At 68.1% G+C, this 11,919-nt stretch carries 11 protein-coding genes and 1 pseudogene; 8 read left to right on the forward strand and 4 right to left on the reverse strand.

Annotated features, from left to right (window positions below; all coding sequences use genetic code 11):
- Position 1: 1 nt before the first annotated feature.
- Positions 2–2,148: pseudogene (locus tag ACLH0K_RS08200) on the reverse strand (glycogen debranching N-terminal domain-containing protein).
- A 149-nt stretch (positions 2,149–2,297) separates the two neighbouring features.
- On the opposite strand from ACLH0K_RS08200, the gene ACLH0K_RS08205 reads away from it, so the two are divergent.
- Positions 2,298–2,930 carry a dihydrofolate reductase family protein gene (locus tag ACLH0K_RS08205; RefSeq protein WP_411376285.1) on the forward strand — a complete coding sequence of 211 codons (633 nt, stop codon included), beginning with the start codon at positions 2,298–2,300 and terminating at the stop codon, positions 2,928–2,930.
- Positions 2,931–2,934: 4 nt separating this feature from the next.
- Here ACLH0K_RS08205 and ACLH0K_RS08210 read toward each other — a convergent pair whose 3' ends face one another.
- Complete coding sequence (locus ACLH0K_RS08210) at positions 2,935–3,183, reverse strand: hypothetical protein (RefSeq protein WP_411376286.1); 249 nt, start codon at positions 3,181–3,183, stop codon at positions 2,935–2,937.
- A gap of 195 nt (positions 3,184–3,378) precedes the next feature.
- Here ACLH0K_RS08210 and ACLH0K_RS08215 point away from each other — a divergent pair, with 195 nt between their 5' ends.
- Positions 3,379–4,542 (forward strand): hypothetical protein, encoded by a 1,164-nt coding sequence (locus tag ACLH0K_RS08215; protein WP_411376287.1) that lies wholly within the window; start codon positions 3,379–3,381, stop codon positions 4,540–4,542.
- 32 nt (positions 4,543–4,574) lie between these two features.
- The gene (locus ACLH0K_RS08220; protein ID WP_411376288.1) at positions 4,575–5,513 is read left to right on the forward strand and encodes a 5'-3' exonuclease H3TH domain-containing protein; all 939 of its coding nucleotides are present in this window, start codon (positions 4,575–4,577) and stop codon (positions 5,511–5,513) included.
- 109 nt (positions 5,514–5,622) lie between these two features.
- Here the strand turns inward: ACLH0K_RS08220 and ACLH0K_RS08225 are convergent, their stop codons facing one another.
- Entirely contained in the window at positions 5,623–6,036 is a 414-nt protein-coding gene (locus ACLH0K_RS08225; protein ID WP_411376289.1) for a CBS domain-containing protein, read from the reverse strand.
- 219 nt (positions 6,037–6,255) lie between these two features.
- On the opposite strand from ACLH0K_RS08225, the gene ACLH0K_RS08230 reads away from it, so the two are divergent.
- The 4 genes from ACLH0K_RS08230 to ACLH0K_RS08245 all read left to right on the forward strand — a co-directional run bounded on the left by ACLH0K_RS08230 (position 6,256) and on the right by ACLH0K_RS08245 (position 10,121).
- The gene (locus ACLH0K_RS08230; RefSeq protein ID WP_411376290.1) at positions 6,256–6,561 is read left to right on the forward strand and encodes a hypothetical protein; all 306 of its coding nucleotides are present in this window, start codon (positions 6,256–6,258) and stop codon (positions 6,559–6,561) included.
- A complete protein-coding gene (locus ACLH0K_RS08235; protein WP_411376291.1) occupies positions 6,551–7,144 on the forward strand; it encodes a hypothetical protein in 594 nt (197 codons plus the stop codon). The genes ACLH0K_RS08230 and ACLH0K_RS08235 overlap by 11 nt, the downstream gene beginning before the upstream one ends.
- 20 nt (positions 7,145–7,164) lie before the next feature.
- Complete coding sequence (gene hrpB / locus ACLH0K_RS08240) at positions 7,165–9,822, forward strand: ATP-dependent helicase HrpB (protein ID WP_411376292.1); 2,658 nt, start codon at positions 7,165–7,167, stop codon at positions 9,820–9,822.
- Positions 9,823–9,971: 149 nt separating this feature from the next.
- Positions 9,972–10,121: a hypothetical protein gene (locus ACLH0K_RS08245; protein WP_411376293.1), complete on the forward strand. Its 150-nt coding sequence runs from the start codon at positions 9,972–9,974 to the stop codon at positions 10,119–10,121.
- An 18-nt stretch (positions 10,122–10,139) separates the two neighbouring features.
- On the opposite strand, the gene ACLH0K_RS08250 is transcribed toward ACLH0K_RS08245, so the two are convergent.
- Complete coding sequence (locus ACLH0K_RS08250; protein ID WP_411376294.1) at positions 10,140–10,817, reverse strand: alpha/beta family hydrolase; 678 nt, start codon at positions 10,815–10,817, stop codon at positions 10,140–10,142.
- A 69-nt stretch (positions 10,818–10,886) separates the two neighbouring features.
- Between ACLH0K_RS08250 and ligD the strand changes: the two genes are divergently transcribed.
- Complete coding sequence (gene ligD / locus ACLH0K_RS08255; protein WP_411376436.1) at positions 10,887–11,909, forward strand: non-homologous end-joining DNA ligase; 1,023 nt, start codon at positions 10,887–10,889, stop codon at positions 11,907–11,909.
- The last annotated feature ends 10 nt before the right edge of the window (positions 11,910–11,919 follow it).

Genomic DNA, 11,919 nt, shown 5'->3' on the forward strand with positions numbered 1-11,919 from the left:
GTCACGCTGTTCCGGGGGTGCCAAGGCCGGCCTGCGCTACGAGTTCCGTCAGCCAGGGCCGATGTCCGCGGTGAAATGTGATGCCCTCCGGCAGGCCCTTCACCGACGCCTCCGAACGGGCGATGTCGATGGTGATCCGGCCGCCTCCCAGGGGTGCGTTGGTGATGTGCAGGTCGCCGTATGATTTCGGCAGTGCCGGGTCCATCCAGAAGCCGCCCAGCGGAACGTGGGCGTCGTACCGCATCAGGCTGGTGATCAGCATGATGGGTGTGGTGGCTGCCCATGCCTGCGGCGAGCAGGCGGTGGGGTACGGCACCGGTTCCGCCACCTGGTCCCGGCTGAACCCGCAAACAGTTCCGGGAGCCGGCCGTCAGAGTAGTCTGCCGCTTCAAGCAGTGCCGTGGCGATGCGCTGCGCCTCCTCCACGAAGCCGTAACGCATGAGGCCCGCCGCGATGATGGCGTTGTCGTGCGGCCAGACAGATCCGTTGTGGTAGCTCGCCGGGTTGTAGGTTCCCATGTCCGTGGCAAGGGTCCGGACGCCCCACCCGCTGAACATCTCCGGCGACATCAGCCGTTCCGCCACCAGCGGCACCTTGTCATCATCAATGATGCCTTGCCAGAGGCACTGGCCCATATTGGAGGCGCAGGCGTCCACCGGGCGCTTCCTGCCGTCCAGGGCTACGGCGAAGTAGCCGTGGTCCGGCAGCCAGAACGCCTCGTTGAACTTCTCCTTCAGCGCCGCCGCCTCCCCGGTGAGCTGCGCCGCCAAAGGCGCGTCGCCGCCGTCGTACGCCATCCACGCCCGCGACAGCAGGGCGGAATTCACCAAAGCCTGCACCTCGCAAAGGGCGATGGGCGGCTCGGCGAGGGTGCCGTCAGCGAAGTTGATGCCGTTCCACGAGTCCTTCCAGCCCTGGTTGAGCAGGCCCTGGTCATTCAGGCGGGAGTATTCGACGAAGCCGTCGCCGTCCTTGTCGCCGTAGTTCCGGACCCAGTCCAGCGCCCGGTCCGCGTTGGGCAGCAGGGCGGCGATGGTGTCCTTCGCGAAGCCCCACCGGCTGACCGAGCCCAGCGTCACCACGAACTGGGGCGTGGCGTCCACGCTGCCGTAATAGACCGACTTCCCGCCCAGGGCCAGCCCGGAGGACACCCCCAGGCGTACCTCGTGGAGGATCTTCCCGGGTTCCTCCTCACTCACCCGGTCCACCGCCCTGCCCTGGTGGTCAGCCAGGGTCTGCAAAGTGCCCAAGGCCAGTGACGGGTCCACGGGAAGGGCCATTTCGGAAGCCCAGAGCGAGTCCCGTCCGAACAGCGTCATGAACCAGGGTGCTCCCGCGGCCACCACTATCCGCTCCGGATGCGCCGGGTCCTCGATCCGCAGTGCGCCCAGGTCGTCGTAGCTGCGCCGCAGCGTCCGTTCGATGGACCGGTTGGTCATCTGCAGCCTGGGAATCTTCGCGACCCACTCCTGGTGACGGCGGTCGCTCGGTGACAGCCCGTGCCTGGGAGGACGGGTGGCTTTGTGCGGCCCGGCAGGTGCCACGCTCAGCCGCGTGGTCCAGCGGCCGTGGCCGGGTACCAGGGCATGGTGAGTGAGCGCACCGGCGGTGGCGACTGCTCCGCGTCCCCGCACCAGGACAGCCTTCCGGAGGTCCTGCCAGGCTGCGCTGATGATGAGGGAGTCGCCGTCGGCTCCGCGGACCACCTCCCAGCGCCGCTGGACCCTCGCCTCCTTCACTTCGAACAGGTCCGCAAAGTCCGAATCGACGCCGACGGAGACGCTGCACTCCACAGGGTCTCCGGAGTAGTTGCGGATGGTGATTTCCTCAACCACGCCGGCCGCCACTTCCCGCAGGCGCTCGACAATCAGCGGGCTGTCCGCGTATCCGTCCGCACGGGGTACGCGTCCAATGAACAGCGCCCGGTAGGGCTCCTTCGTTACCGCGGTGAGCGGTTCGAGGGGCTGGCCGTTCACCGCCATGCTCCACCCGGACAGGATGCGGGTGTCCTCGTGGAACACACCGTGGGAAAGGTCAGGGTGGATGTCGCCGTTGGCAGCGGAAATGCAAAAACTGGAGCCTTCCACCAGTGTTACGGTTCCCGCGCCCACAGGGCCCGCGGCTGTATCCGCATTCCATCCAGCCATGTCCGCTCCTTTGACGGCTGCGACCGTTCCCGGCGGAATAGACGCTACGCCTCGGGCAGGGCTGATGAAAGGGGCGGACCCTTGAAGCCCGGCCCGGTCCGGGCATAGCATTGCCGGCACATTCAGCCGATCAGTTCGAGGAGCCGGCCATGGGCGCCACACCTGCGGAAACGTCACCAGCAACCCTGATGGTGGACCTGATCATCTCCTTGGACGGGTATGCCTCCGCTGAGGGGTGGCCTGGCTGGTGGGGCCTGGAGGGGCCGGAATACCTGGAGTGGCTGGACCAGGAGGCGGAGAAGAACTACACCTTCCTGATGGGTGCCAACACCTACCGGCTGATGTACGGCATGTCGGCGCAGGCAGCGGCGGACCGTTCCGGCTTTTCGGAGGAGGAGGGCGCCAGCCTCACCGGCCTTGCCGCCGTTCCGAAAGTCTTCTCCTCCACGTTGCAGGCACCCCTGGACTGGCCCAACTCGACGCTGGTTCCCGGAGACGCTGTGGAGGCGGTGCGTGACATGAAGCGCAACGGAACCGGGCCGTTGAGCACCCTGGGCAGCCTCAGCCTGTCCCGGTCCTTGCTCGTGGCGGGCCTGGTGGACCGGTTCCGGCTGGTTGTCTTCCCGGTCATCACCGGCAGTACCGGCCGCGAGCGCATCTACGACGGCTACCCGGACGTTGCCCTGGAGATGGTGCAAAGCCGGACCTTCGACGGCCGGCTCCAGCTACTGGAGTACGTGCCGACGGTCCTTGCCGGCCCGCCGGGCAGCGGCCAGGCGTGACCCGCTAGCTTTCGTGGTTCGCGGGGATGTCGTGTGCGGCCGCCCACTCGCCGACGTCCCGCCGCTCAATCGCGGCAGCCATCAGGTCCGGGAACAGGTCCGGAGTGCACGCGAACGCCGGAACCCCGATCCCGGCGAGCGCAGCCGCATGGCCGGCGTCGAAGGTCGGATGCCCGCTGTCGCTTAGAGCCAGCAGCGCGACCATGGTGGCACCGGATCCTGCGATGGCCGCCGCACGCCGCCGAAGCGCCATCGGGCGCGGCGCCGGCCACCCTGTCCTCGCTCCAACGCCCCATGAACCACATTGTGCCTGATGCCGGCGGCGCCGGGGGAGAAGCGCCCACCCTCAAATACGCCACGTGTCCGGCCTGCGGTATGCAGTGCCGTGGTCTGAAACGGACCGCGCGGTCGGCTAAGGTGCCTTTGGTAGTAGTCACTGGGCGAGCTGATGGGGGAACAACCGGCAATGGGCGCGCTCCGGTATCTTGCCGCTTCCGTACCTCCGAGGATGGCCGGTGCCGGCTCGACGGTTGCCCTGCCGATCCTGGCCGTGCAGCAGATGGGGGACGTCGCCGTCGGGGGCCTGTTGGTGGCTGCCTCGATGGGGCCAAGCGTGCTTGCCGCTCCGCTGGCGGGAGCCGTGCTGGACAGCACCCGCCGCCCCGGCGTCTGGGTGGCCTCGGCCTGCCTGGTCACGGCCGCCGCCTTTGCCGCCACGGCGCTCGTCGGCAGTATTCCCCTCGCCGCCGTCTTTGTGGTGCTGGCGCTCGCCGGGGCGGCATCACCGTTCTATATGGGCGGTTTCTCCAGTTTCGTCGCCGGTGCTGTCCCGGACATCCGGCGGGCCTTCGCAGTCGACGCCCTCTCCTACAACATGTCCGCCGTCGCCGGTCCGGCTGTTGTGGCGCTGATCGCGGTGTTCCTGCCGGCGCAGGCGTCCCTGGCGGTCCTTGCGGTGTCCGCGGCGCTCGGCCCGCTGGCCCTTCGCGGCCTGGCCCTGCGCCCGCACGGCCGCGCCCAGGGTTCCCTGTGGCAGGCGGTCAAAGCCGGACTGCACCGGATCTTCAGCTACCGGCCCCTGGCCGTTGTCACGGCTTCCTCCACCTTTACCCAACTGGGCCAGGGCGGACTGGCGATTGCCGCCGTCGCGCTTTCGATCGAGCGGGCCGGGTCACCCGGGGAGGGCGCCGCCGTGGTGACGGCGTTCGCCGTCGGCAGCCTGCTGGGCGCGCTGGTGGAAACGGCGCGGCCGGCCCGGGGCCGGCCGCATGTGGTGATGGCCGTCGGTTTCCTGGCAACCGGGCTGCTCACCGCCGCTGCCGCCATCGACCTTGGCACCACCTGGACCCTTGCCGCGATTGGCCTCTCCGGCCTGTTTACGGCCTCCACGTCCGCCGCGATGCTCTTCTTGCGGAACCTGCACAGCCCGCCGCACCTGAAATCCCAGATCTTTACGGTCACCGCCGGCTTCCGCGTCAGCGCTTCGGCTGCCGGCGCCGCCCTCGCCGGAACCGCCACAGGGTGGGGCGGAGGGGCAACCATCGCGGCGGTCGGCGTGGTCTGGGTCCTCTCCGCGGCCCTCATGGCTGCTTATCCGGGCCGCGACGGGTAGCCGGGAACTTCCGCCCCGTGGAAGGATCAGGTATGCCCGACCGCCTGATGCTGCTGGACACTGCCTCGCTGTATTTCCGTGCCTTCTACGGCCTGCCGGACACCATCCGGCGTCCTGACGGAACACCCGTCAACGCAGTCCGCGGCCTGCTGGACATGATCGCCAGGCTCACCACCGACTACCACGCCACCCACCTCGTTGCCTGCTGGGACGACGACTGGCGCCCGCAATGGCGCGTGGACCTGCTTCCCACGTACAAGGCGCACAGGGTTGCGGAGGCACACACCGGCGCGCCCGACGTCGAAGTGGTCCCGGATGCCCTGGAGGCACAGCTGCCCATGATCCGCCGTGTCCTCGGGCTGGCCGGCATCGCCATCGTGGGGGCTGCCGACCATGAGGCCGACGACGTTGTGGGCACCTACGCCAGCAACACCGCCTTCCCCGTGGACGTCGTCACGGGGGACAGGGACCTGTTCCAGGTGTGCGACGACGGCCGGCAGGTCCGGGTGATCTACACGGCCCGCGGCATGCGCAACCTCGAGGTTTATACGGAGGAGACAGTTGTCACCAGGTATCGGGTACTCCCGCAGCAGTACGCCGATTACGCCACCCTGCGCGGCGACGCTTCCGACGGGCTGCCCGGCGTGGCAGGCATCGGCGAGAAAACCGCGGCGTCCCTGCTCCTGAAGTACGGCTCCCTCGAGGGACTCCTGGAAGCGGCGGACGATCCCGGCAGCGGAATGGCGGCGCCCGTCCGCGCCAAGCTGGCAGCCGCCGCCGGCTACCTCGAAGCAGCCCCCGCCGTCGTCCGGCTGGTCCGGGACCTTGCGCTGCCAACCCTGGAGGAAGCAGGCGCCCGGCTGCACCCCGTCGTTGGCGGGCGGCGCGGCGAACTCGAACGGTTGGCCGCGGAATGGAATCTGGGCGGCTCCGTCCAACGCCTCCTCGAAGCGCTGGACCGGACAGCGTAGCCCATGCCAGCCGTGCATTCCTTGGTGTCCGGCAGGACGGCGGGCAGCTGCTGTTCACAAAAAAGCTGCCGCAGCCCGACTGGCCGCGGCAGCTTTGTTGTGCCGGTACTCAGTACGAAATGAATGCGACGAGCTCGCCCACGCGGTCTTCGGGGTAGTTCTTCGCTATATCACCCTGGCTTAGAACACCAACAAGATTGTGGCCGTCGATGACCGGGAGGCGGCGTACCTGGTGGTCCTGCATTGTCCGGATGGCTTCTTCGATGGAGTCGTCCGCGCCGATGGTGACCGGTTTGCCCTGGCCGAACTCACCGGCTTTGACCGATCGCGGATCCCCGCCTTCAGCAAGGCATTTGATGACGATATCGCGGTCTGTCAGCATGCCCTTGAGCCGGTTGTCTTCACCGCAAATCGGAAGTGAACCGACGTCAAGGTCCTTCATCTTGCGGGCGGCTGCCTCGAGCGTCTCGTTCTCGCCGATGCACTCCGCGCCGCCTGTCATGATTTCCCGTGCCGTTGCCATGGTTGTCTCCTGCTTCCGTACCTAGGGTTTTCTTCCTGCCCGGAAGGCCCTGCGGGACCCGCTGGCGCCGGGCGGCCCCGGAGAGCTAACCGATGGGAAAATGCTAAGGCTACTGACTATCCATGTCCAGAGTCCGCTTGCACCGGGGGCGTGAGGTAGTAAGCTTGCTGAGCATTACTAGTAAGCTTGCTGATTAACCGGAAGATGGAAGCAGGAGTCATGGGCACAGTACTTGGCGCAGCCTGGTCGATGGTGCTGACGGCAGGCGGGGCGGCCGTGACCGCGGGCGCAACCCTGGGTGCCGCAGGCCTTGGCGGGCTCTACTTCGCAGGGCACGTGCTCCTTGGCATCGGTATTGGACATTTGGCGGCAATCCTCCTGCGTGTTGCGGCCAGCCGGTTCATCAGGAATATCCGCAGCCGGACAGTCGAAGAGCAGGTACCGGAGGCTCCGCTCGCCAGCGTAGTGGTATTGCCGGTCCGGCGCGCAGCAGTGCCGCCGCTGAGGGGCCGGCATGCGGCATAAGCCAGCAGAAGCGGCCGGCTCCAATCCGGCCCGGCCGGTGCCACCACGGACAGCCCGGGCCGCAGCCGCAGCAGTTGCAGCCGGGCTTGCCGTTGCCGCAGTGGTCCTTGTGGCTTCGGGAGGATTGCGCACTGCGGACTCGGATGAGACAACACTCCGGGGTTTCCAGATCCGGGTCCTGAGCATCAGCCAGGCCGCCGCCGAAAACAGGATGGACGGGGCACTTGCTGCCTTGCAGGCCCTGGAGGCGGACCTGGACAGCGCCGCCCGTGACGGCCGCATCTCGGCTCCGCGCCTGCGCGGTATCGAGTCGGCCCTGGCCTCGGTCCGTGCGGACATCACCGGCCACCTGAATACCCAGGCGGCGCTGGCCGGAACCACGGCGGTCCCGGCACCTGCCGAAACCGTGGCTGCTGAAACAGTCCCGCAGCCGGAAACAGTCCAGCCGGAGCAGCAGGTCGCCGGTGGAGGGGTGGAGGTCGTGGTACCGCCGCCAGTCCCGGCGCAGCAGGAACAAGGTGCAGGGGTTCCGGATGCGGCCAAGGAGAACAAGGGCAAAGGCAAGGGGAACGACAGGCCCTGACGGGCAGGCAAAATAGTCGGGTGACTTCTTCCCCTGCACAGGGCCGCCCCGCCGCCGAACAACCCTTCGACCTCGTTGCTGTTGGCGCCGGCCTTGTGTTTGCCGACTCGCTGCCGGCCTTGGCGGATGCACTGGACAACGGACCTGTGCCGGGATCGGCGGTGGTGCAGGCGCCGCCGGGCACCGGCAAGACAACGCTCGTTCCGCCAATGCTCGCCAACCATGTCAAAGGAGCGGGGCGGGTGGTGGTGACGCAGCCCCGGCGTGTGGCCGCCCGGGCAGCAGCCCGGCGGCTGTCGGCCCTTGACGGCAGCCGCCTCGGCAGTCGCGTCGGTTATGCCGTCCGCGGCGAACGGCAGGCCGGTCCGCAAACCCTGGTGGAATTCGTGACGCCCGGCATCCTCCTGCGCCGCCTGCTGGCTGATCCGGGGCTGGAGGGGGTTGCCGCCGTCGTCCTGGATGAGGTCCATGAGCGGGGCCTGGAGACGGACCTGCTGGTGGGGATGCTCGCCGAGGTGCGGCAGCTTCGCAATGATCTGGCCGTCCTTGCCATGTCCGCCACGGTGGACGCTCACCGCTTTGCCGCCCTGCTGGGAGATCCCGACGGCGGCGCTGCGGCCGCAGTGGTCAGCTGCGCGTCAGTGCTTCACGAGCTTGAGGTCGAATGGGCGCCGGCGTCCGGCCAGCGCCTGGATGGCAGGGGAGTGGCGCGCGCCTTCCTGGACCATGTGGTGGACACCGCTGCCCGCGCCCATGCCGCGGCCTTGGCCGGCGACGATACCGTAGATGCGCTGGTCTTCGTTCCCGGTGCACATGAGGTGTCCCGGGTCGCTGCCGGGCTGCGCGGCAGACTGGGACAAGGCATTGACGTGCTGGAGCTGCACGGCCGGGTGGGCGCGGCCGGGCAGGACCGGGCGGTTTCCCGACGCCGGCCCGGGGACAAAGCCCGCATCATTGTCTCGACCGACCTGGCCGAATCTTCGCTGACAGTACCCGGGGTCCGGCTGGTGGTGGATGCCGGGCTTGCGCGTGAGCCCCGGCGGGACTCCGGCCGCGGAATGAGCGGCCTGGTCACCGTTTCCTGCTCCCGTGCGTCGGCTGACCAGCGGGCCGGCCGGGCCGCCCGCCAGGGGCCGGGCAAAGTGGTGCGCTGCTACAGCCAGCAGGCTTTCGGTGCTGCCCCCGCCCACGTGACGCCGGAGATCAAGGTTGCGGACCTGACTGCCGCGGCACTGGTAATGGCGTGCTGGGGAGCTCCGGGCGGCCAGGGGCTCGCCCTTCCTGACCCGCCGCCACAGCAGGGCCTCAAGGACGCGGTGGAGGTGCTGCGGGAACTTGGCGCAGTTTCAGCCGATGGTCATGCCACGCCCACCGGACGGGTGCTGGCCGGGATCCCCGCCGATCCGCGGCTTGCCCGGGCACTGCTGGACGGTGCCGGCCCTGCCGGTTCCCGGGTGGCTGCAGAGGTGGTTGCCGCCATCGCGGGAGACTACCGCGCCGAGGGTGCAGACCTTCCGGGCCTTCTGACCAGGCTTCGCCGCGACGCCGGGCCTGACGGGCGGCGCTGGGCGGAGGAAACGGAGCGCCTGCAGGACATCGTACGGAACGTGGGAAGCGGCGGTCCCGCAGCGGCTTCGGCCGGGCCGGACCTTTCTGTACTGAAGCTGTCCGTCCCGGACCCTGGCATGGCGGTGGGCGCCGTCGTCGCGCTGGCATTCCCGGACCGGGTGGCCCGCCTTGTGCCGGGCGGCGGCCCGGCCCAGTACCTGCTCTCGTCAGGAACCAGGGCGGGACTTCCCGGCGGGAGCGCCTTGTCCGGCCACGAGTGGCTGGCCGCAGCGGAGGTGTCCCGCGCCGGGGGCAGGGACTCGGCCGGTACCGGCGCCATTATCCGGGCAGCTGCGCCTCTGACGAGTGACCTTGCCCTCGCCGCTGCTTCGCAGCTGCTGACGGACGCTGTGGAAGCGGAGCTGGTTCAAGGCAGGGTAACCGCCCGTAGAGTGCGACGCCTCGGCGCCGTCGTGCTTTCCGATACCCCTGTGCGTCCGGCACCTGCCGAAGGCCGGAAAGCCGTCCTGGCCGCGTTGCGGAAGGAGGGGCTGGCTGTGCTGGAATGGTCGACGGCGGCTGTTGCCCTGCGCTGCCGTCTTGCCTTGCTGCGCAGGGAAGTGGGCGGGCCGTGGCCCGATGTTTCCGACGAAGCCCTGCTTCGGGGCCTTGATGAATGGTTGGGCCCGGAACTGGAATCGCTCGCTGCCGGAGGTTCCGTGGCTGCGGTGGACCTCACGCAGCCGCTTCGCCGGCTCCTGCCCGGGCCCGAAGCCGCCCGGCTGGACGAGCTGGTTCCGGAGTGGCTGGAAGTTCCCAGCGGCTCCCGCATTCGGGTTGACTACCCGCACCATGACGAGGACAAGGCCCCACCGGTGGTGGCCGTGAAATTGCAGGAGTGCTTCGGCCTCGCCGAGTCGCCCCGGCTCGTGGACGGCACTGTTCCGGTGCTTTTCCATCTGCTGTCCCCGGCGCGCAGGCCGCTGGCGGTGACGGACGACCTCACCTCGTTCTGGTCCGGTCCCTACTCACAGGTCCGGGCCGAAATGCGCGGGCGGTACCCTAAGCACCCCTGGCCGGAAGACCCCTGGACTGCTCCGGCGACGGCACGGACCAGGCAGCGGAAATAGCTCGTTCGGGACCGCACACGCCACCGCAGGGCGGGTGATAACTCCGATACGCGGCTGAAACCTTGAGTCGACGTGTCGAAACATGCCTTGGCTACGCTCGCTCCCAACGTTGGACAGCGCAGTCCGAACAGCCACGAAAGGACGAAACCATGTTTCTTTTGAACAGCCTGAATCTCTTGCTCGACGGCCGCCGCACGGACGAGGGCCGCTCCTGCGCCGGCAGCAGCGGAAATGATTTCCCAAAGGGCCGGCTCACCTCGGCCGCCTGGGATGGGTGGTGGCACGAGGAAGCGGCGTAGCCCGCGCCTGCCCGGGCGTTAAGTGTTGGCCCGGATAAAGCCGGCCACAGGGGCCGCCAGCGACGCTCCCACTTCACCGGCCTGGCGCTTCAGTCCCGCCACGGCGAAGGAATGGTCGCCGCCCTCCACCCACTGAAGCACGGCTGACTGCCCGATCCGGGACACCACGTCGGTCAGGATCTCCGCGGTAGCGAAGGGGTCCCGGGTTCCTTGCAGGAACAGCATGGGGGTAGTCAGCCCGTACAGGTGCCCGTCCCGCAGCTTGTCGGGCTTACCCGGCGGGTGCAGCGGATACCCGAGGTAGATGAGTCCACCGGCCGGCATCCCTTCCGCTACCGCCATGGACACCATACGGCCGCCGAAGGATTTTCCGGCTGCCCACACCGGGCCGGCGTCCCCGTGTGCTTGCCCCTGTTCGGCAGCAAGGGCCATGGCGGCACGCCAGGTGGCTATGGCGGCCGGCGGCCGGTCGGGGAATTTGCGCCCGGCCTCCCGGTACGGGAAGTTGAATCGGAGGGTGGCAAGGCCAAGCGAATTCAAAGCCTCGGTAAACCCGCGCAGGAAGGGGTGCTCCATGCCTGCCCCTGCTCCGTGTGCCACCACGACCGTAGCCCAGGGGTTATCAGGCCGGGCATAGGCGGCGGAAACTGCTGTTCCATCCGCGTCAAAGGAGAGGTGGTTTTCGCTCTGGGGCATGGCTCCATCATGCCGGACCTGGCCGATGAAATATGCCGGCTTCACGACGGCGGGGTGTACGTTGGCCCCATGGCGAGCGAACAGACCACCATTATCGTCCAGGGTCCCCACGGCGAACGCGAGATGCGCATTTCGAGTCCCAGCCGGGTTCTCTGGCCGGACCTTGGGCTCACCAAGCTGGATCTTGCACGCTATATCTGCGATGTCGGCGAGGCCTTCATCACGGCGAACGGTGACCGGCCGGTATCGCTGCAAAGGTATTCGGACAACATCAACGGCGAAATGTTCTTCTCCAAGAACCCGCCTAAAGGCACTCCCGATTTCGTCCGTTCGGTCAAAGTGGTGTACCCCAGCGCCCGCTCCCATCCCCAGCTGGTGCTGGACGAACCGGCCGCGGCTGTATGGGCAGTGCAGATGAACACAGTGGTTTTCCATCCCTGGCCTTCGCGGACAGCGAATACGGACAATCCCGACCAGCTGCGGATCGACCTTGATCCGCAGCCGGGAACAGATTTCGACGACGCAATTCCGGCGGCATTGACGCTCAAGGAGGTGCTCGCCGAAGCGGGGCTGGAGTGCTTTATCAAGACATCGGGGAACCGGGGGCTTCACGTCTACGCCGCCATCGAGCCGGTGCGGGAATTCCTTGACGTGCGGCACGCGGTGATCGCGGCAGCCCGTGAGGTTGAACGCCGGATGCCGGACAAGGTGACCACCGCGTGGTGGAAGGAAGAACGGGGCCAGCGAATCTTCCTGGACTTCAACCAGGCCAACCGGGACCGCACCATTGCCGGTGCCTACAGCCCGCGTGCGCTGCCGCATGCCCCGGTGTCCTGTCCCATCACCTGGGATGAGCTCGGAACCGCCAATCCAAAAAACTTCACCATCCTCACCGTCCCGGAACGGCTGCAGGCCAAGGGTGACCCGTGGGCCGACTTCCACCGCAACCCGGGCAGCATTGACACGCTGCTGGAGTGGTGGGAGCGCGACACCAAAGCCGGCCTGGGCGAGCTCCCCTTTCCTCCGGACTACCCCAAGATGCCGGGGGAGCCGCCGAGGGTCCAGCCCAGCCGGGCACGCAAGCAGGACTGAAGCGGTCACC

This window comes from Arthrobacter sp. MPF02 (genome assembly GCF_046605375.1).
Classification (GTDB): domain Bacteria; phylum Actinomycetota; class Actinomycetes; order Actinomycetales; family Micrococcaceae; genus Arthrobacter.

What these genes read in the sequence shown, in the direction of transcription:
- ACLH0K_RS08205 (WP_411376285.1), top strand. Translation starts at nt 2,298, where the DNA reads ATGGGCGCCACACCTGCGGAAACGTCACCAGCAACCCTGATGGTGGAC.
- ACLH0K_RS08210 (WP_411376286.1), bottom strand. Translation starts at nt 3,183, where the DNA reads ATGGCGCTTCGGCGGCGTGCGGCGGCCATCGCAGGATCCGGTGCCACC.
- ACLH0K_RS08215 (WP_411376287.1), top strand. Translation starts at nt 3,379, where the DNA reads ATGGGGGAACAACCGGCAATGGGCGCGCTCCGGTATCTTGCCGCTTCC.
- ACLH0K_RS08220 (WP_411376288.1), top strand. Translation starts at nt 4,575, where the DNA reads ATGCCCGACCGCCTGATGCTGCTGGACACTGCCTCGCTGTATTTCCGT.
- ACLH0K_RS08225 (WP_411376289.1), bottom strand. Translation starts at nt 6,036, where the DNA reads ATGGCAACGGCACGGGAAATCATGACAGGCGGCGCGGAGTGCATCGGC.
- ACLH0K_RS08230 (WP_411376290.1), top strand. Translation starts at nt 6,256, where the DNA reads ATGGGCACAGTACTTGGCGCAGCCTGGTCGATGGTGCTGACGGCAGGC.
- ACLH0K_RS08235 (WP_411376291.1), top strand. Translation starts at nt 6,551, where the DNA reads ATGCGGCATAAGCCAGCAGAAGCGGCCGGCTCCAATCCGGCCCGGCCG.
- ACLH0K_RS08245 (WP_411376293.1), top strand. Translation starts at nt 9,972, where the DNA reads ATGTTTCTTTTGAACAGCCTGAATCTCTTGCTCGACGGCCGCCGCACG.
- ACLH0K_RS08250 (WP_411376294.1), bottom strand. Translation starts at nt 10,817, where the DNA reads ATGCCCCAGAGCGAAAACCACCTCTCCTTTGACGCGGATGGAACAGCA.
- ligD (WP_411376436.1), top strand. Translation starts at nt 10,887, where the DNA reads ATGGCGAGCGAACAGACCACCATTATCGTCCAGGGTCCCCACGGCGAA.